17 protein-coding genes are annotated in these 19,021 nt (G+C 60.1%); 10 read left to right on the plus strand and 7 right to left on the minus strand.

Features of this window, described 5'->3' with window-relative positions:
• Window position 1: 1 nt before the first annotated feature.
• From IZ6_RS13360 to IZ6_RS13375, 4 genes are all read left to right on the plus strand, one after another.
• The gene (locus tag IZ6_RS13360; RefSeq protein ID WP_222875538.1) at window positions 2-1,123 is read left to right on the plus strand and encodes a glycosyltransferase family 4 protein; all 1,122 of its coding nucleotides are present in this window, start codon (window positions 2-4) and stop codon (window positions 1,121-1,123) included.
• Window positions 1,120-2,277, plus strand: coding sequence for a GumK N-terminal domain-containing glycosyltransferase (locus IZ6_RS13365; protein WP_222875539.1), 1,158 nt, complete (start codon window positions 1,120-1,122; stop codon window positions 2,275-2,277). Before IZ6_RS13360 ends, IZ6_RS13365 begins: the two co-directional genes overlap by 4 nt.
• Window position 2,278: 1 nt before the next feature.
• On the plus strand, window positions 2,279-3,535 hold the full coding sequence (locus IZ6_RS13370; RefSeq protein ID WP_222875540.1) for a hypothetical protein: 1,257 nt from the start codon (window positions 2,279-2,281) through the stop codon (window positions 3,533-3,535).
• A 74-nt stretch (window positions 3,536-3,609) separates the two neighbouring features.
• The gene (locus IZ6_RS13375) at window positions 3,610-4,803 is read left to right on the plus strand and encodes a polysaccharide biosynthesis/export family protein (protein WP_222875541.1); all 1,194 of its coding nucleotides are present in this window, start codon (window positions 3,610-3,612) and stop codon (window positions 4,801-4,803) included.
• A 57-nt stretch (window positions 4,804-4,860) separates the two neighbouring features.
• Here the strand turns inward: IZ6_RS13375 and IZ6_RS13380 are convergent, their stop codons facing one another.
• Window positions 4,861-5,607 (minus strand): WecB/TagA/CpsF family glycosyltransferase, encoded by a 747-nt coding sequence (locus tag IZ6_RS13380; protein WP_222875542.1) that lies wholly within the window; start codon window positions 5,605-5,607, stop codon window positions 4,861-4,863.
• Window positions 5,608-5,652: 45 nt separating this feature from the next.
• A complete protein-coding gene (locus tag IZ6_RS13385) occupies window positions 5,653-6,525 on the minus strand; it encodes a glycosyltransferase family 2 protein (RefSeq protein ID WP_222875543.1) in 873 nt (290 codons plus the stop codon).
• 46 nt (window positions 6,526-6,571) lie between these two features.
• On the opposite strand from IZ6_RS13385, the gene IZ6_RS13390 reads away from it, so the two are divergent.
• On the plus strand, window positions 6,572-7,576 hold the full coding sequence (locus IZ6_RS13390; RefSeq protein ID WP_222875544.1) for a polysaccharide pyruvyl transferase family protein: 1,005 nt from the start codon (window positions 6,572-6,574) through the stop codon (window positions 7,574-7,576).
• Window positions 7,577-7,645: 69 nt separating this feature from the next.
• Window positions 7,646-8,299 carry a glycosyltransferase family 25 protein gene (locus IZ6_RS13395; protein ID WP_420825554.1) on the plus strand — a complete coding sequence of 218 codons (654 nt, stop codon included), beginning with the start codon at window positions 7,646-7,648 and terminating at the stop codon, window positions 8,297-8,299.
• Here the strand turns inward: IZ6_RS13395 and IZ6_RS13400 are convergent.
• Window positions 8,271-9,746, minus strand: coding sequence for an oligosaccharide flippase family protein (locus IZ6_RS13400; RefSeq protein ID WP_222875546.1), 1,476 nt, complete (start codon window positions 9,744-9,746; stop codon window positions 8,271-8,273). The two genes, IZ6_RS13395 and IZ6_RS13400, sit on opposite strands and share 29 nt — an antisense overlap.
• Complete coding sequence (locus IZ6_RS13405) at window positions 9,736-10,563, minus strand: putative nucleotide-diphospho-sugar transferase (RefSeq protein ID WP_222875547.1); 828 nt, start codon at window positions 10,561-10,563, stop codon at window positions 9,736-9,738. Before IZ6_RS13405 ends, IZ6_RS13400 begins: the two co-directional genes overlap by 11 nt.
• 174 nt (window positions 10,564-10,737) lie before the next feature.
• Between IZ6_RS13405 and IZ6_RS13410 the strand changes: the two genes are divergently transcribed.
• Window positions 10,738-11,775, plus strand: coding sequence for a glycoside hydrolase family 5 protein (locus tag IZ6_RS13410; protein ID WP_222875548.1), 1,038 nt, complete (start codon window positions 10,738-10,740; stop codon window positions 11,773-11,775).
• Here the strand turns inward: IZ6_RS13410 and IZ6_RS13415 are convergent.
• The 3 genes from IZ6_RS13415 to IZ6_RS13425 form a co-directional block, all read right to left on the minus strand.
• Window positions 11,772-12,392: a transglutaminase-like cysteine peptidase gene (locus IZ6_RS13415; protein WP_222875549.1), complete on the minus strand. Its 621-nt coding sequence runs from the start codon at window positions 12,390-12,392 to the stop codon at window positions 11,772-11,774. The genes IZ6_RS13410 and IZ6_RS13415 overlap by 4 nt on opposite strands.
• Window positions 12,393-12,540: 148 nt before the next feature.
• The gene (gene lhgO / locus IZ6_RS13420) at window positions 12,541-13,779 is read right to left on the minus strand and encodes an L-2-hydroxyglutarate oxidase (protein WP_222875550.1); all 1,239 of its coding nucleotides are present in this window, start codon (window positions 13,777-13,779) and stop codon (window positions 12,541-12,543) included.
• Between the two features lie 35 nt (window positions 13,780-13,814).
• Window positions 13,815-16,388 (minus strand): AMP-binding protein, encoded by a 2,574-nt coding sequence (locus IZ6_RS13425; RefSeq protein ID WP_222875551.1) that lies wholly within the window; start codon window positions 16,386-16,388, stop codon window positions 13,815-13,817.
• A 236-nt stretch (window positions 16,389-16,624) separates the two neighbouring features.
• On the opposite strand from IZ6_RS13425, the gene IZ6_RS13430 reads away from it, so the two are divergent.
• The 3 genes from IZ6_RS13430 (at window position 16,625) to IZ6_RS13440 (ending at window position 19,018) form a co-directional block, all read left to right on the plus strand.
• Window positions 16,625-16,939, plus strand: coding sequence for a hypothetical protein (locus IZ6_RS13430; RefSeq protein ID WP_222875552.1), 315 nt, complete (start codon window positions 16,625-16,627; stop codon window positions 16,937-16,939).
• Window position 16,940: 1 nt separating this feature from the next.
• The gene (locus IZ6_RS13435; RefSeq protein WP_222875553.1) at window positions 16,941-17,453 is read left to right on the plus strand and encodes a hypothetical protein; all 513 of its coding nucleotides are present in this window, start codon (window positions 16,941-16,943) and stop codon (window positions 17,451-17,453) included.
• A 143-nt stretch (window positions 17,454-17,596) separates the two neighbouring features.
• The gene (locus tag IZ6_RS13440; RefSeq protein ID WP_222875554.1) at window positions 17,597-19,018 is read left to right on the plus strand and encodes a mannose-1-phosphate guanylyltransferase/mannose-6-phosphate isomerase; all 1,422 of its coding nucleotides are present in this window, start codon (window positions 17,597-17,599) and stop codon (window positions 19,016-19,018) included.
• Window positions 19,019-19,021 lie beyond the last annotated feature (3 nt).

The raw sequence follows: 19,021 nt of genomic DNA on the forward strand, positions 1-19,021 counted from the left end.
CATGCACGTCGTCCATATCGTCCGCCAATTCCGGCCAAGCATTGGCGGCCTCGAAGAGGCCGTGCACCATCTTGCGAAAAATCTTGCAGACAGGGCCGACATTGAGATCGTCACCCTCGACCGCATCTTCGGCGATTTCGCCAATCGGTTGCCGCAGCGCGAAACGATTGACGGCCTGCCCGTGGTCCGGCTGCCTTGGTTCGGATCCCGGCGATATCCGATAGCCCCGGGCTTTCTGCACGCCATACGCAAAGCCGATATCGTCCATGTCCATGCCATCGACTTTTTCTTCGATGCCGTCGCCCTCACCAAACCCCTGCACCGAAAGCCGCTGGTCGCCTCGACGCATGGCGGTTTCTTCCATACGAAATTCGCGAGCACTCTTAAGACACTGTATTTTCAATCGATGACGAGATTTTCTGCAAGCCGCTATGACGCGCTCTGCGCATCGAGCGACAGCGACTACAAGCTGTTCAGCCAAATATCGCAGCGCGTTCACAGGATCGGAAACGGCGTCGACGGCTCGAAATGGCAAGGCCGTGCCAGCGCCGAGCCGACGAAGACGCTGATCTATTTCGGCCGCTTCTCCAAGAACAAGCGCATCGACCTTCTCTTCCCCCTGCTCTCCGCACTTCGCCGGTCCGGCGAAGACTGGAAGCTAATCATTGCCGGCCGGCCGTGGGATGTCTCGGTAGAAGAACTCGCCGGCATGAGCGGCCGGTTCCCGGCGGACACGGTTGAAATCCATCCGTCGCCCAGCGACGGCGACGTCGCGCATCTGATCGGCAAGTCGTCCTTCTATGTCAGCGCATCGGAGCATGAAGGCTTCGGCATCAGCGTCGTCGAAGCCATGGCGGCCGGACTCGTACCGGTCCTCAGCCGCATTCCCGCCTTCGAAACGCTCGTCGCCAAAAGCGGCATCGGCGTGTTGCTCGACAGATTTGACGGCGCCGATGCCGCCGATGCGGTGCGGACTGCTTTGGTCGATCTATCCAGAGATGGCGCTGCGCAGCGCCAAAAGCTTCTGGAAGCCGCCGAGAGTTACGATTGGAAGACCGAAGCCGGTAAGCTGATCGACCTCTATGACAGCCTCCTCGCGGCAGGACGGACGGGGCGGCAATGAACGTCAATACCGCACCGGCCGGCCGCGCCGTTCTGTTCACGCAGCAATTCGTCGGACGCGGCACCCGCAAGACCGGCATGGTCTTCTGGGCCGAGGCGCTGGCCGAACTCGGCTGGGAGACATTTGTCGTAACGACGCAGATCAGCTGGCTGTCGCGGATTTTCAACCCGCAGCGACTCGCCGGCGTGGCGCGCGCCGAGATGAATGATTGGATTGCGCGGGCGCCGAACTTGCGCGGTTACATTTGGGTGCCGCCGGTCCACCCCGTCAGCACAAGGTGGGACATCGTAAACCAGGTGACGTCGCCGCTGGCGGGCCTGTTTGCGCGATCACTGCCGAAAGCTGTACGGGACGTCGTCGCGAAAGCCGACCTCATCGTCATCGAAAGCTGCGCCGCGGCCGTTCTGTTTCCGGTTTTGAAGCGCGTGGCGCCTCGCGCACGTTTTGTCTATTGCGCCAGCGATCGCCTCAACGCGGTCGGAATGCACCCGGTTATTCAGAAAGCGCTCGACCGGTCGGCACGCGACTATGACCTGATCCGCGTGCCTTCGCCTTCGCTTCTGGCGGATTTCGATCCGGCCTGCCGTGCATCATATATTCCGCACGGCGTTGCCAGAACCTCGTTCGACAGTGTTCGGCGCAGCCCGTTCAAGCCCGGCCGCCGCAATATCGTGGTGGGCGGCGATATGGCGTTCGACCTGCAATCTGTCACGGCCGTCGTTCTCGCCTTTCCCGAGCTTCAATTTCATTTCTTCGGCAAAATGGTGATCGGCGATCTCGCTTTGCAGCCGAATGTCACGCGGCACGGCGAGGTGCCGTTCGAAACCCTGGTCGGCTTCCTTCAGCATGCCGATGTCGGTATGGCGCCCTATGTTGAAAAGGCTGAATTGAACTATCTGGCCGAATCCAGCCTCAAGCTCGCGCAATATACCTATTGCCGCCTTCCCACCATCGCGCCGGCCTTTGCCGCCGGAAGCCGGCGTCATATCGTGGCTTACGACCCCAAGGATCCGTCTTCTGCCGTGGAGGGTATGAGGGTGGCATTGAGTATGGACAGGGACAAGATCGATCGTTCCGACATTATCGACTGGACGACCGTGATCGGCCGTGTCCTGGACGAAGTGGGACTGGCGGCCAAAGCAGGCGAGCCATGAGATGAGCAACGCCTTCCCTACCGATCCCTACTATTCCTATCCGGGCGCCTATGCCGGACAGGCCGAGCCACTCTTCGAGAAACTGGCGCTCGCGCTGATCATCGCTGCGGCTACGTTCAATCTTGCGCTGGCGCTGGTCAATAATCACGTCGTCGGTATTACGCCCGCTTTTCCGATGGCGGCGGAAGCCCTGATCATCGGAGCGACGACGGTCCTGATCGCACGAAAGCACGACACGTTCGCCTTCTTCTTCGTGGTGGCGACCATCGGCTATTTTGCGATCCTCTATCTGCTGCGGGGTTATGTCGATCCGAAGCCCATACGCGACGTCCTTATCCCGTTGCTGTTTTTCCGCCTCGGCGTTCTTTACGGGGGCGAGCAGGCGGTTCTTCGGGTGACGAAACTGCTTTTGGCCATCACCTTCGTGGTGGGCATCTGGGAGTGGCTCGCTCCCTCGCAGTTCGGCCAGTTTTTCGGCGTCCTGAAATACTTCATTGCCAAAGGCGCCACGGGCGATGAGGTCGGCGAGTTCATCCAGAACGGGCTGAACATCAACGCTCTGCGGCCCGCCGGCCAGGGACGCGAAATCTTCTCCTTTCTAGGCCCGCACCGCGTCTCGTCGATATTTCTGGAGCCGGTGACGGCCGGCAATTTCGGCGCGTTCTGCATCGCCGTATTTTTAGGCACCCTGCGCGGTTGGAAATCCTGGCTCTGGTTCGGCATGGCCGCTGCCGTTTTGATCTTTGCCGACGCCAGATTTGGCGTTCTTTTAGCCATCGGGGCGATCGCGCTTTACCAGCTGCGCTTTCTCCACAATCCGATCTTTTTCGCCCTTCTGCCGGTCTTCTTCATTGTCGGCCTGGCGGCCTATGGGAGCTTCGGCGGGGAGACGCCCAATACGCTCGTGGGCCGCCTGATCTATTCTGGAAAAGCCTTGTATTCGTTCAACGCTGGCGACTGGTTTGGCGTACCGGAAAGCCGCAAGGTCTGGCATGACTCCGGGTTCGCTTACGCGTTGAGCCAGTTCGGCATTCTATACTGCCTGGCTGCCTGGGCTTTTATTTCAGTTGTTAATCCCAAGACTGAACTTGGCCGTTTTCGTCTTTGCTATGTTATGTGCTTTATTTGCTTGAGCTTTTCGGTTTCGGCCTCGCTCTGGAGCATAAAAATGGCGGCGCTTATGTGGTTCGTCTGCGGCAGCGCATTGCGCGATGTACCGCCCGACCCGGGTGTTGCATCCATACAACCGCAGCGCTGAAACGGCCTTCAAACGGAGATCGCCGGTTACCCCCCTTACCTGCCTGTACTAAAGTAGGTTTTGGGGGAATCATCATGGTTCGGAAACTGATCCTGGCGGCGGGCGCGCTCGGGCTGCTTTCAGCTTGCAGCACATTGCCTGCTGCGGGCCCGGATGTAGACGACGTCAAGGGCAAGGCCTCGATCGTCGCGAACGTCGATAAGGGCCATGTTCCCTATTACGCCGCCATCGACCTGACGGCAGACAATGTCCGTTACTTCAATGGTTCCTACGGGGAATCGCTGTTCGGCACGTTCGGCGGCGGCCGCGGTCCTGCGCCGGAACTAATCGTCGGCGTCGGCGACGTCGTTCAGGTCACGATTTTCGAAGCGTCGAGCGGCGGTCTTTTCATCCCGTCCGAGGCAGGCATCCGCCCCGGCAATTTCGTGACGATGCCGCAGCAGATCGTCGACTCTGCGGGCTTCATCACCGTCCCCTATGCCGGCAAGATCCAGGCGGCAGGCCGTACGCTCCCGGCCATACAAGACGATATCGAACAGAAGCTCGCCCCCCGCGCCATCGAGCCGCAGGCGGTCGTCAATCTGGTCGAGCAGAACGCGATGCAGGTTTCGGTGGTCGGCGAGGTCAACGGATCGAGCAAGATCACTATTGCGGTGTCCGGTGATCGCGTTCTGGACATGATCGCAAAGGCTGGCGGCCTGCGTTACCCATCCTATGAATCCTACGTGACGCTGACGCGCCGCGGGCGCAGCAGCACCGTCAGCTTCCCGACGCTCATCGCCAATCCGAAAGAGAATATCTTTGTCTCGCGCACCGACACGATATTCGTCTATCGCGAACAGCCCTTCTTCGTCGCCGTTGGCGCTTCGGGTCTGAACGGCCATTTTGCATTCGACCAGGAACGCCTGACGCTGTCCGAAGCGATCGGCAAATCGGGCGGCCTGCTTGATGAGCGGGCAAATCCTGCAGCGGTTCTTCTGTACCGCCAAGAGGCTGTCGCCAATCTGAAGGCCGCAGGCATCGAAGTGTCGGCGGATATCGGGCCGACGGTTCCGGTGATTTACCGCCTCAACGTGCGCAATCCGGCCGGCTTCTTCGCCGCCCAGCAGTTCACGATGCGCAACCGCGACATCCTTTATGTTTCGAACGCCGACTCTGTCGAGCTGCTCAAATTCCTCCTGGTTGTGAACGCGGTCAGCTCTACGGCCGCCGGCGTCAGCGACGACGTCGTCACCGTGAAGGACAACGTCAAAGCGCTGAAGGACTGAGACCGGCTGAAGACGGCTGGAGACTAGGTCAGGGGCGAAACGCTGCCGTCCGGCGTTTCAAGCCGGCGCGGTGCGGATCGGGAACAGCCGGTCGCGCGCCACTACGACGAAGAACGCCACGGCACCGACCGTATAGCGCCTGGTCAGACGCTTGGGTTCTAGGCAAATCCGGTACGCCCATTCCATCCCGCATTTGCGGATCGCTGCGGGTGCTCTGCGCTTGTGGCCCGTCGCCCACTCGAAAAGCGCGCCGATGCAGACGATCAGCTTTGCATCGAGCTGCGCCGCATGACGCAGCACCCATTCTTCCTGCCTCGGATTGCCGAGCCCGACCAGCACGATATCCGCGCCCGAGCGGTTGATGTCAGCGACCAGATCGCGCTCATCAGCAGCATAGGAAAAGCCGTCACACGTTCCCACGACATTTACATGCGGCAATGCTCCGAAGAGTTCGCCTGCCTCGGCGACAACCTGTGCCTCCGATCCGAACAGATAAACATTGGCGGGGCGCGCAAGCGCTTTCAGAAATCGCGGCGTGAAATCGGTGCCGTTCAGATTTTCGCGGAAGCGCCGCCCGAAAAGAAGAAGCGAAGCTGCATTCATCGCAATGCCGTCATTTACGATGATGCTCGGGGTGTTTTGCATATCCTCGCGGAGATGCTGGCACTCGACCACGAAATGATGGTTCGCAAAAAACAGAAGGGTTTGCTCGTGGCGGCGCAGACGGCGCTGCAACAGGCGCGTGAGCGCGTCGGCGCGCGTATCGGAAACGAGAAAGCCCGCCAACTGGCGACGCGCGGCCATGCTCAAACGCACAAGGTTCGGCGGCGGGCGGCCGCGGAGAAACGCTCACTCACGGGACATGGCTTTCGCCTGGCGCGAGCGGCCCGACAGCTGCAGCGCGACGAAACCCAGAGCACCGGCCATTTCCCACAACAGGGATCGCGGGCGGTGAAGAATGCGGCGCGGAAATTCGATCCAGCCCTGCAGCCGCGGGCGAAACCCCCGCCCCTGCATCAGCAGTTTCATGTGGTATGCGCCACGGCCGATATCGTAGCTCTTATGCAATTTTTCGACATCGGCGCCCTTACGGCCGTGATGATGCCAGACCACGAGTTCAGGCGCGTAGCGGCCTTCATAACCATGAAGGCTCGCTTTGCCGGCGGCATCGCAATCCTCGGCCGCGAAATAAGAGCCGCTTCCGAAATCGACGTCGAAATGTCCGATCTCATCCAGTACGGACCGGCGAAAGACCATATTTGCGCCCTTCACCGCACCAGGGCGCACATAGCTGCGAGGCGGGATGACGACAGGCTCGCACGACTCGTTGATTGTGACCGGATAGTCCGAAGGATCGTAAAGACGCACACGCCCGCTCGCATATCCGAGACGGGGATCGGAAAACAGCTTCTTGGCCTGTTCGAGAAAATCCGGCTCAATATAACAATCATCGTCTGTAAAAACGACGAGCGCGCCGGAACTGTGTGCCAGGCCCGCATTGCGCGCCGAACTCAGCCCGGCAACCGGCTCGTACACATAGCGCACCGGGAACGGCGCCGTCGCCGCGAACGCCTCGATCTCCGCGCGCGTGCGGTCGGTGGAAGCATTGTCCACGATGACGCACTCCATCGCGCCGACTGGCTTCAATCTTGCCAGTGCCTTGAAGCACGGCATGAGCTTTTCGCCGCGATTTCGTGTACAGATGATCAGCGAGACGTCCAATGCATGCCGCCCTTCTAAAGACCCTTAATATCCGGACAGTAAGTGCATGATTGTTGCCCCCTCCACGACCAGTGTCAAAAGTAAAATCCGGGGCGAAATCTTTCGCATTATCCCTAATCTGGCCGATCCGAGCGGCGGCTTCGCACTTCTCGATTTCCCGAATTATGCGAATGTCGGTGACAGTTTGATATGGCTGGGCGAGACGTCCTTCTTCAGGGAATGTTTCGGGGTCACCCCGAGCTATGTCGCAATCCGCGATGAATTCGACGCGGCGTCTCTGAGACGAGCCTGCCCGAAAGGACCGATCTATCTCAGCGGCGGCGGCAATTTCGGCGATATCTGGCCGAAATTTCAGGCCTTCCGGCAGCGCGTGCTCGAGGAATTTCCGGACCGCCCGGTGATCCAGTTGCCGCAAAGTATTCATTTCCGCGAGGCGGCCAATCTGCAGCGGACCCGCGACTTCATCGCCCGGCACCCCGACTTCACACTCCTTGTCCGCGATCAGCCGAGCTACGACCTCGCCAAAGCCGAGTTCGACTGCGCGGTTCACCTGTGTCCGGACATGGCGTTTGCGCTGAAGCCGTTCACCGATCCGCTGCGGCCGGTTTGCGATGCTGTATTTCTGCTGCGGCAGGACATCGAAAAGACCGCCGGCAGAGGCGAGCCCTCGGCCGCGCTCCGCAATATCGAGATCGTCGACTGGATCGAGGACGATGCGATGACAAAGCTGGCGCGGCACACCGTTCTTCCAGCGGCACGCCGCCTTGCAGCCCTCACGGCAAACTACAGGGCCCTGTATGCGGCCTTCGAATGGCTTGCGATTCTGAGGCTGCGACAGGGACGCCGGGCGCTGTCGCGCGGCCGCATCGTGGTGACCGACCGGCTGCACGCTCACATCTTTTCCCTGCTGCTGGGCATTCCTCATGTCGTCGTCGATAATTCCTACGGAAAGGTCGGCCGCTTCATAGAAAAATGGACGCATGCCGATCCGCTCGTACGGACGGCTCCGTCGCTGGCCACGGCATGCGACTATGTGTCGGAAAATGCCTGAATGAACGTCGCAATCCATATTGTAAGCCTGCCCGCGTCTACCGAGCGCCGGGAATATTTTTCGTCTCAGATGGCGCGCATAAACGTGCCGTGGTCGTTCTTCGATGCGCGGACGGCGCTTCCGGACGGACTGTCCTATGACGCAAAGAGGGCCTTGTGGTTTCGCGGCCGGACGTTGACGGCCGGTGAGCTCGGCTGTTTCGCCAGCCATTTCGTGTTGTGGCAATCCCTCGTCCGCGATCCCGATTGCGACGCCTATTGCATCATCGAAGACGATGTTGTCCTGGACTGGTCCTTCTTTTCCAGCGCAAGCGATTTTCCGGAGCTTTTCGGCGACCACGGTTTCGTCCGCTTCTATGCAAAGCTTCCCGTGCCGATGACAACCGTCGGAGCTGCCGGCAGGCGCCATCTCGTGCGTTTCAAGCGCCCTCCCTACGGCACGCAAGGCTACTACATCTCGAAGTCGGCCGCGGCGAAGTTTCTGGCATCCATCACCGAAGTGGTGCGCCCCATCGACGACGAAATCGATCGTGTATGGGCGCACGGCGTGCCGAGCATCGGCGTTTTCCCGTTTCCGCTCTTCGAACTCGGTCTTGCTTCGACGATCGAGGATCAGCGGCGGGCCACCGTGCGGCTCACCGGCTCCGACCTATGGAAGCGTCTTTTGGCCCGGTCACGGGAGAAACTTCGTAAGGTCATTCACTTTCGGAGCTTTCGGGTTTAACCCCGCCTCTCGCCGCGAACAGGAAACGCAGGCTCCGGCGTTCGAAAATCAGCATATAGGCTGAGTAGAAGAGAACGCCGATCGCGATATTGATCGCAATACGAAGGATCGGGTCCATATCGTAGAGTTCGTAGGCGGACAGATAACGCAGCCCCACGACCATAAGAAGCGACGCGACGACAGGTCCCGCGGCGCATATGATCTGGTCCCAGATCGAAATGCCGCCATAGCGCGCCAGAAGATAGATTCCCAGCGGGACGGCGACGAAGTTCGGCGCCGCATAGCTCCACACCGCGACGTCGAAATCGTGATGGCCGAGGAACAGAACCGTTGCAGTGCCCGCCGCCAGGGCAACCCAGGAATTGAGCAATTGCGGCGCCTGACGGCCCGCCGACAGGAGAACCGATGCCGCCAGCGCACGGGTAAAGCGCAGCAGCCAGGCCGCCGCGACGACCTGCGTCGCAAGCACCGCCGGCAACCAGGTGGCACCGAAAACGACCGGCACGAGATCGGGCAAAATAGCGACAAGGCCAAGCAGCGCGGGGGACGACGCGGCAACAATGGCGCGCGTTCCCAGAACATATGCCGTATGGACGCTCATATTCTGCCGCCGCAGGCTCGCAAATATCGGCAGCGCCACCCGCGATACCGACATGTTCAGAACATTCGCGACTTCGTCGATCAGCCGGACACCGAAATTCAGAAGGCCCAGCGCTTCCAACCCCTGAAGCCTGCCAAAGATCAGAAGGATGACTCGCGGGGTAAGCGCACCGGCAACGAGTTCCAGACTGATCAGACTGCCGAGTCGCAGCATCGGCACGCTTTCAGACCAGGAGTATTGAAGGCGCGGCCGGCGCGGGAGGCTCATGAGGAGAACGATCATCGCCGCAGCAAGACCGGCGGTCGAGCCGAGAATGATGGCCCACGCGCCATAGCCGAGAATGGCGGTACCCGCTGTGACGATGAGCGTTGCAAGTTTCTGACCCAGCGTGCGGATGGCGAGCGCGCGCGTGCGCATCTTCCGCGACAACAAGGCGCTCGGCGTGCTCACGGCACCCTGCATCAGGCAGCCGAAAATGCCCTGAAACGCCAGAAGGCCGGCGAGTTCAGGTTCGCCATAAAAATTGGCGAACGGTATAGCGACCGTGGCACATATGACGGCGCCCACGGCGCCGAGACCGATTAGGTTCCACAGCATCGAGTCGGACGTGCGGCCATCCACATGGCGTGCGCGGATAAGGGCGTTGGTCGGTCCGGACAAAAGGACGCTCTGGACGATTGCCGGAACGGCGATGGCCAGCGCGGCAAGACCGAACTGATCGGGCGCTACGAAACGCGCCGCGGCCAGAGTCGTCAGAAAACTGGCGACCGCGGAAAGAAGACTTTCGCCGAAAGCCCAGGGGACCGCGGATCGGATGCGCCGCGTGAGCCGCTGCTTAGCTTGCACCGAGCAACGGCCTCAGCAGTTTCACCTTTACGCGCGTGAGGAATTTCAGCAAAAGGCCAATCGGCTTCTTGGCCGGCGGCGGCTGCGGATCGTCCGAGAACAGGGACGCTCTGAACAGATGCGGATCGTAGAGCCCACTGTCGACGGGAAGCATGTATTTATCGAGATCGAATCTGTTCCTCATTTCCTGCAGCTGCACATATTTGTTCTGGCTCGCCGCGAGATGGCAGATGAAGTGCTCGTTATGCGCCTTGGTGAAATTATACACACGGGCGTTGAACGCGGTGTGGTCGAGGATGTGAACGGTGGTCCCGATCATGCCGCGCGTCGCAAAAAGATAGGTGAACCGCGCCTGGTCGCTCCCCGCATGTACATAGTGTCCGTACTTCTCGAAATTCCATTCGTCGCGTACAAGATTTTTGTCGACGCTCAGGACGTCTTCGAGCAGCGCGATCGCCGAGGGCGTGTTCTTGACGAAATAGATGCCGGCATTGATCAGCGTCCACAGACCCTTCTGATTGACTGGGCTCCGGCAGAAAATGAATTCGACCTTCGGATCATCGGGGATGAACTGCTCGAGCTTGATATCGATGTTGGCAAAATAAGCGTCGTCGTCGATCCAGAACAACCACTCGCAGTTGCCTCTCTTCAGAGCGTTGAGGGCGGTATGGATTTTCTGGTCGACAATCGAGACAAGCGGATAGGGAGTGACATCGAAAAGATAGTCGTACCCATGCTTCTCGCAGTAGATCGCGTGATTAACAGCCGCCGTTGTTTTGGGGCGCGTGTGCGAAGAAAGAACTAGGAACCGGGACATAGCACACTCGTTTCGTAAGGGCGGCGACGCGCGGCCTTGCAATTATCATTCTACTCGCAAGGACCCTCCGAAAAAGGTCCGTCGACTGGAGTTTTCGCATTATTTTAGGTAGCGTTAAGGCTGAGCTGGGGAGCACTTCTGCGGAATTCGCTGATGAGATATGCGTTGCTCTCAATGCTCCTCTTGGCCGGTTTTCAGACGGCCGACGCTGTCGAATTCCGGGGCGTAAACATCTCCGGCGCCGATTTCGGCGATATCAAGAACACGGCCAAATCCGACACCCCCTTCGGCGTGTCCGGAAGGCATTATCACTGGCCGGACAGCAAGAATTTCCATTATTGGATCCGTGAGATCGGCGCCGATACGATCCGCCTGCCCTTCCGCTGGGAACGCGTCCAGCCGGACCTGAATGCGCCCCCGGACCTTGGGGAACTGCAGCGATCGGTACTGGCCGCCACATCTCTCGGGGCAACGGTCATCATCGATGTGCACAATTACGGGAACCGATGGGTAAAGACGCCCGACGGCGTCAAGCAAGCGCAGATTGACGCACCCTCTGGCCTTGTGACGCGCGAGCAGTTCGCCAGCCTCTGGGGCAGCATAGCGAAAGCCTTCGCCGCCAATGCGGCCGTTCAATTCGATCTCATGAACGAGCCACATGACATGCGTGCGGCAGACAGCGTCAGCGAGGCGGTTCAGGTCGCGCGATTCTATCAGGCCGCGATAGATGCCATCCGCGCTGCCGGCGCTTCAAATGTCATCCATGTCGAGCCGCCGAATTGGGCTAAGGCGAAAGCACTGGTTGGATCGTTTTCCAGTGCGGCGCTAGAGCTCAAAGATCCGCAGGACAGGCTGATCTTCCAGGTTCACCAGTATCTCGACAACGGCGAGGACGGAACCGACCCGTCCCTGATCGGTAACAACGTCCATATCGGCGCGGAAAAACTCGGACCGGTCACCGAGTGGGCCCGTACGCATAAGAAGAAATTGTTTCTCGGAGAGTTCGGTATACCGGCGGTGCCGGAGGCTGCTCCGTCCCGCGAGGCGGCTGCCAATATGATCGACTTTGTCGAGGCCAATCCCGATGTATGGATCGGCTGGACGGCATGGGGCGCCGGGCGGCATTGGAACCCGAAATATCCATTCAGGCTTGAGCCGTCCGACAGCGGCAATCCCGCCCTGGACGTTCTCGGACCGCGCCTTAAGCCCTAGCGCCGCGCCTCGGCCGTTTGCGTGTATTTCGGACGCCCGGGCACGATGACGGTCCAGTAAAGCGGGTTCTCCGCCGATTGCCGTTTCAGCCACCGATAGCCGGTCTTCGATGCGACAACGACCTCCGAGCGCAGATTGTCGAGCACGAGGTCGCCCTTCTCGGTCCGGACTGTAAGCACGAGGTGCGGTACGCCCTTCGCATAGGCCATTCCCAGCGAGAGAGCGCGTGGCGGCCAGCCGAGCGCAATCAGCTCCTTGCGTTTCTGGACGGCGTAATCGTCGCAGTCGCCCGCCGTTACATCGATGTCCCAGCTGTCCTTCGACGGCACGTCGGCCTTCTGGCGGATACGGCCGTTGACCCCGCGGTTGACCGCTTCCAGCTCAGCCCGGGAGACATCGGTCAGAACGACTTCGCTCGCGCCCTCGGCCCGGCACTGCGCGGGGTGCTTCAGACAAAAGCGCAGCCAAGCCATCGGCGCCAAAGTGTAGTCGCCATCCGCAAGGAAGCGCTGAATGCCTGCCGGCGAAGCGTCGTCATCGGCGACCGTCCCCGCCTGGGCGCATGTCGCAAAGACGGCAGCCGCCAGGGCAAAAAACAGAGCATGCAGACGGGACATGGGCATATCTCCAAGTTCCGAAAATTGTACGCGTTACGCCTTAAGGATCTGCCTTTCCTGTAAAATCTGGTTTTATGGATCCCGGACTCCGGAGATTAAGCCTAACCGCCCCTTAAAATGGCCCGTAGCAAGAAGCAGGCCGCTGCGGTCAGGCCTGCGGCACCGGGACCCGATGGGTGTCAGGCTCAAATGACCAGCGCGTGACGGCATGATCGACAATATGACGCGCAATCGGCATCGCGGAGGTCGCGGCGGGCGACGGTGCGTTGCAGACATGGATGGTCCGCTGGGTGCCCTCGATCAGAAAATCGTGCAGCAGAGTGCCGTCGCGCAGCACCGCCTGAGCCCGAATGCCGGCGCGGTAGGGTTCCAGATCGGACAGCTCCAGTCCCGGGCAATAACGCTGACACAGGGCGAGATAGCGCCTTCTGCTGATCGAGTTCCACATCTCGTCGGCGCCCGATCGGAAGTAGCGGCGGATCACTTTGCGGAACCCCGGATAGGCGACCATCTCGGCAACATCGCGAACATTGAACGAGGTGCGCAAATAGGCTTCGCGACCGAATGCCAGAACGGCATTCGGGCCGACGGTGACATATCCGCCGATCATACGCGTCAGATGGACGCCGAGAAACGGCAGGGCCGGATCGGGGACGGGATAGATCAGATGACGAACGACATGGTCGTGCTTCGGCGCAAGGCGATAATATTCGCCGCGGAACGGCACAATGCGGAAATCGGTTTTAAGACCGCACATTCGCGTCAACCGATCGGCCATGACGCCGGCGCAGGCGATCAGATGGCGCGCGCGCACGGTTTCACCCTGCGTCTTCACGGTGACGGATGAAGGCCCTTCCTGAATATCCTGAACCTCACATCCGGTAATGACCGAGCCGCCGGCCTCCGCGACAAGCTTGGCCATCATCTCCGTGATTTTCGTGTAATCGACAATGCCGGTTGACGGGACGTACACGGCTTCGGTGCCGCGAATGTTCGGCTCCCGGCGTTTCAACTCCGCCGCGCCGATCATCTCGGTCTCGAGCCCGTTCTGTTTGGACCGTTCGTGAAGGACCTTCAGCCGTTCTTTCTGATCCTCGCCCGTCGCTACGATCAGCTTGCCGCATTGCTCGAAAGGGATTGCATATTCCCGGGCGAAGGCGAGCGTATCGCGCGCGCCGTCAACGCAGAACCGGGCTTTCAGACTGCCGGGCGCATAGTACACGCCGGCATGGATGACGCCGCTGTTGCGGCCGGTTTGATGCGCCGCGAGCCGGGCTTCCTTCTCGAGAACAATGACAGACACGCCTGGGAAGCGCTTCCCGAGCTCGACCGCCGTCGCAAGACCGACGATGCCGCCACCTATAACTACAATATCGCAGTCAAGCATATGTCTTCCCCGGCAAGCCGTTGCCGCTCCAGGCGTCAGGAGCCTTGACTGGCTTCAACGGAGGACGGGCGCCCCGCCTGCAGCTCAGCGTACTTACGTTTCCGGATAACATCCGCAACACGATCGACTAGCTTCTGAACGGCAATACCCGCGGCGACTGACCCCGGGATTGCAAGGAACAGCGTCATCCAGACATTGTTGAAGCCGAAAATCTCACGCAACGGATAGAACACGAACGGCCCCATAATATAGATGTACAGGCTTGCGGCCGAGACCCTGGCAATCAGAGTGGCCATGCGCGGCGAATAGACCGAGATCCGCGGTATCCAGACAAGGACGATCGCTGTGCCGAGCACCATGAAGTAACCGGAATTCGTGTTGTTTTCCGGGAACAGGATAAGCAGGCAAACGAAACAAATCCCCCCTACGATACGCCGGATATCATCCCTGCAATATGTCGCGCTCCATCCGACCGCAAATAGCAGGAATGTCATGAAAGGCGTGTGAAAGCGTGCAAATCCCGACTGCGGATACATATCGCCGATCACTTGGAATGCCACTGCCACGGCGAGCAGACCCGCCGGTAAAATCCAGCTTTTTGCACGGTGCAACGCGCCGATCAGCGGCAGCGAAGCGAGAAGAATGCACGCCACCATAATCTGGACATAGGCTTCGATGAACCAGAAGAAGATGATGACCGCCCGACCGTTCTCGAACGTTTCCTGGAAATTCGAATAGCCGAGAAGTGTCGGCCAATGGATCTGGCCCTTCAGAACGAAATAGCTGATGACGATGACGTAGTAGACAGGCACCAGCCGCAGGAGAAGCGGCAGGGCGGTTTTCCATGGCCCCACCGACTGGACGCGATCGACCTGAAAGCGTCCGAAATTGTAGCCGGCAATCATCATCAACGCCGATGCCGCACCGTCCATTGCGAATTCGGTCGAGTGGTGATAGATAACAAGACAGATCGCCAGGCAGCGCATGAAGATATCGCCGGCGACGCTGGGCTCACGCTCGGCCACGGGCTGCAGCGCCTCGATCTGCCTTACGGGCATCTGCTCCCAACCCGACGGACAGAACCCCAGCCGCTCTTCAATCAAAAGCGATGCGCCTATGAAGTTCAACGAATCGCCGCCCGCCTGCGCAAAGGATTGTTCCGGCGAGATGCTGTCCTTGCCGAGGAGCTGCGCCAGTTCCTCCCGCAGCGACGGCTTACCCGCGGATTTGAGCATGCTGGTCTGCCGGAGCGCGGCAACGGCCGGGAAGTTCACCTTTCCGGATGCAAGGCGGGGGATCGACGGAACATTGGCGACTGTGACGACAGCGCGGCTCAGTTTGTACTTGGCCACGATGGCCTGGGCCAATGCCTCGGGATCGTCGATATCGACCGCAGCGACGGCCAGCCCGCTGTCGTCTCCCGCTGCCGCGCCCTCAAAGCCCTGGCTTGCGACGAAGTCCTGAACGTCATCGAGGCTGATACGGAGTCCATACAGCTTCAGAAAGCGTCCTTTGCGGCCGACGATCCTGTAAAGGCCCTGCGTGTTCCGGACGGCAAGATCGCCCGTCCGGAGTTCGGTTACTTCGCTGCCTCTCGCAAGGTCCTGGGGGGCATCGGCATAGCCGAGCATGACATTGGGACCGCGATAGACGAGTTCGCCCTCGACCTCATTCTCCGCAATCTCAATCCCGAGATCGTTTTCGAGGCTCAGGCGGCCTCCGGGAACGGGAATGCCTATCACATCGGGATTGGCTGTCAGAAGGTCGGGTGGCACATACGCAATTCTCGGGCTTGCTTCCGTTTGCCCGTACATCACGAAGAAGCCGATGCCGGCGGCTCCGGCGGATGCCGACAGGGCGCGGACCTTTTCGGGCGAAAGACGGCCGCCGGCCTGCGTGAAGTAGCGCAGGCTTTTGGGAGGAGGATTGAGCGCGCCCGTGCGCTCGATCAGATCGAAACTGTGGGGCACGCCAGCAAAGCTCGTGGCTCCGTGCTGCGAGAAGAGCTGCCAGAACTCCTCGTCGGCCACCGATTTGTCGGTCAGAACAAGGCTTGCGCCCGCGACCAGATGCGAGTTGATGACCGAAAGACCGTACGAATAGCTCGGCGGAAGACTCGTGATGGCACGATCGGTCGTACGGACGCCGAGATATTCGATAATGGATCGGGCGTTGGCCAGAAGGTTGGCGTGAGACAACCGGACGAGCTTGGGCAAGCCCGTCGATCCGGATGTCGGCAACAGCAGCGCGAGATCGGGGTGCAGTTCGTGACTTTTTGCCCGATCCCGCGCGCAAAAGCGCCACTCGCCCTGCTCCTGGCGGAAAACGAATTCCGGCGAAAACCGTGTCAGGATCCGATCGTCTTTATCCGAGCTGCCTTCGCCTACAACGATAACGGCATGACCTGCCCGCATCGCTCCTATGAAGGCAGCGATGGGCTGAACGGCGTTCGCCATTTCGATGACAAGTAGAAGGCGTCGGCCTGCCAGCGGCGCGAGGGACTCGTCGGCGAGCTCCGCAAGCGCAGCGAATGATATCTCTCGACCCGTCTCGTCTATAAGCGCGGGTGCTGAGCCGAAACTCTCGATACTCCCGAACAAACGCTGCACGTTCTGACCCCCACCCCGAACTTTTACACGCAAAAGATCGGAATGGCAGGGATATTCTGTGCCTGGGCGTATAATTACGTAACATTACTTAACGTCGGCCGCCGCTGTATGTGCCCAAGATTTAGGCCCGGCGCTGCTCATTCGGGCACCATAAGCGCATGAGGCATTTTGGCCTGCGGGATTAACGCAGCCGAGTGGACGAATCTTTTCGCCGCAGTGTTAGCTGTCCGTGCCCGATGCAGGATGCTGAGGCGTTGTTGATGTCCGCTTTGAAGAATGTTTGGCCGGAAGTCTGTACGATCCTTTTCGTCAGCCTGTGCGTGCCGCTGCTCCAGCTGAACGTGTTTTCTCTCATCGCCGCCTGTGTTTGCGCGGCCCTGCTGGCAGGTGTTTTCATCTATCGTGAGCGGAGAAGCGCCGGCGCGCTACGCGCGTTGCGCCGCGAGATTGTCCGCGAATGCACGGATCTTCATTACTTCGTTCAATCGGCACTCAGGACGCCGGACGCCCCTGAACCGGTTCTGCCCTTGTTCGAGGAGCTTGTCCCGTAGAATGGATATCCTCGTTCTCGTGTGTCTGCTTGCTGTCGCGGCGCTTGCCGTGCATCGCATTTGCGAAGTCCGCGATCGCGACCGCCGCGCAGAAACCGAGCGGCTGTCACTGGCGATCGAGAATTTGCGAAGCCACCGCGCTCTGCTGGCGAGCTTTATAGCTCGCGGATCAGCCCCGCCGATGATCGAGAAAAAGGCGCTTCTGATCACCGCATCCATCGGCAGGCACGATTTCGCCAAGACATTTTTCGATCTGCTCGGAGAAGCCGATCTTTCCGGCGGGTACGAGTTCGAGAACGCCCGAAAATTCAATGCTGCCCTCGCAAAACTGCAGAAGACCGATCCCGGAGGGCTGGGGCTGTTTCACAAATCGGTCGCATCGGGGGCGGCCGCCCTCCTTCTTCTCAACGAGCCTGCCGGACAAAAGCTGCAGGAGGTCGCATTCGGTCTGCTTGCGCACGGACAGGAGGCGGCCCTGGCGGCGGCCAGCAGAAGCCAATCGCCCCTCAACTAGGCATGCCGCGCAACGGGCCCCGGCTTTCGCGTTCATCATGAAAATCAGCGTCCGAACAGAGTGCTTGCCCATAAGGTCGCGCAGCCCTTAACGTCTTTCGGTAAGCCGGATCAGCGTGAGCGGCTTCAGCCTGGGTGGGTACGATGGTCGGTTTGATTGTTCCGCTGATCCTGTCCGGTGGGGCCGGAACACGGCTGTGGCCCGCCTCGCGAGAGACGAGGCCCAAACAGTTTCTGTCCCTGTTCGGGCCCCGCTCGACCTTTCAGGAAACTGTAAGGCGCGTCGGACCATCCGATATCTTTACGGCGCCCGTCATCATGACGAACCGCGACCACCGGTTTCTCGTGAGCGAACAGCTGCGCGAAATCGGCGTCGCCGGTGAAATCATCCTTGAACCGTTGCGCCGCGATTCCGGCCCGGCGATCGCCGCGGGCGCAAGTTTTGCGGCATCGAAATACGGCCCCGATGCCATTGTTCTGGTGCTCGCGGCCGATCACGTCGTCCGCAAGCCGAACGTCTTCGTCGATGCGTGCCGGCAGGCCGCCGCCCTCGCGCAAGCGGGGCGCATCGTGACATTCGGCATTCCGCCCGACCATGCTTCCACCGCCTATGGCTACATCAAGCCCGGGATCGCCGTAGACGGCTCCAGCGCGCACCGTATCGCTGCCTTTGTCGAAAAGCCCGACGCGGAGACGGCGCAAACCTATATCGCTGAAGGCTATCTCTGGAATTCCGGAAACTTCATGTTCCGGGCGGATATGCTGCTGCAGGAATATGCGCGGTTCGATGCGGCCTCGGTCGAGGCAGCCAAGGAAGCGGTCGCCAAGAGCACGCCCGATCTCAACTTCAAGATCCTCGATCAGACCGCCTTCAGCCGCGCCAAGGCCATCTCCATCGACTACGCGGTCATGGAGAAGACGGAAGAAGGCGCCGTTCTGAAAGTTGACATGGGGTGGTCGGACGTCGGCGGCTGGGAAGCTGTCTGGGCCCTGTCGGACAAGGACGAAAGCGGCAATGTGCTGCTCGGCCCGACGAAAGCGGCGAGTTCGAAAAACAATCTGATAATGTCCGACAAGGTCATGACGGCGGCCATCGGCGTGTCCGACCTTGCGATCATTACCACGGAAGATGCCGTGCTCGTCGGACGGAAATCGGATTCGGCCGCGCTCAAAGCCATGGTCGGGGAGATCCGTCAGTCTCGCCCGAACCTGACCGAGAGCGGCGCCAGGGTCTATCGCCCCTGGGGGTCGTATCAATCGCTGGATTCCGGCGAGCGGTATCAGGTCAAGCGAATTGTCGTTACGCCGGGCGGCCAGCTGTCATTGCAAAAGCACTTTCACCGCTCCGAGCACTGGATCGTCGTGAAAGGCACCGCAAAGGTTCAGATCGCCGATCAACAGCGCATGGTGCACGAGAACGAGTCGGTCTATATTCCGATCGGCTCGCTTCACCGGCTGGAAAACCCCGGCAAAATCGATCTCGAACTGATCGAGGTACAGACCGGCTCCTATCTCGGCGAAGACGACATCGTCCGGCTGGAAGACGTCTATAACCGGGCCGACTAGGCC

The sequence above is a fragment of the Terrihabitans soli genome, assembly GCF_014191545.1.
Lineage (GTDB): Bacteria > Pseudomonadota > Alphaproteobacteria > Rhizobiales > Methylopilaceae > Flaviflagellibacter > Flaviflagellibacter soli.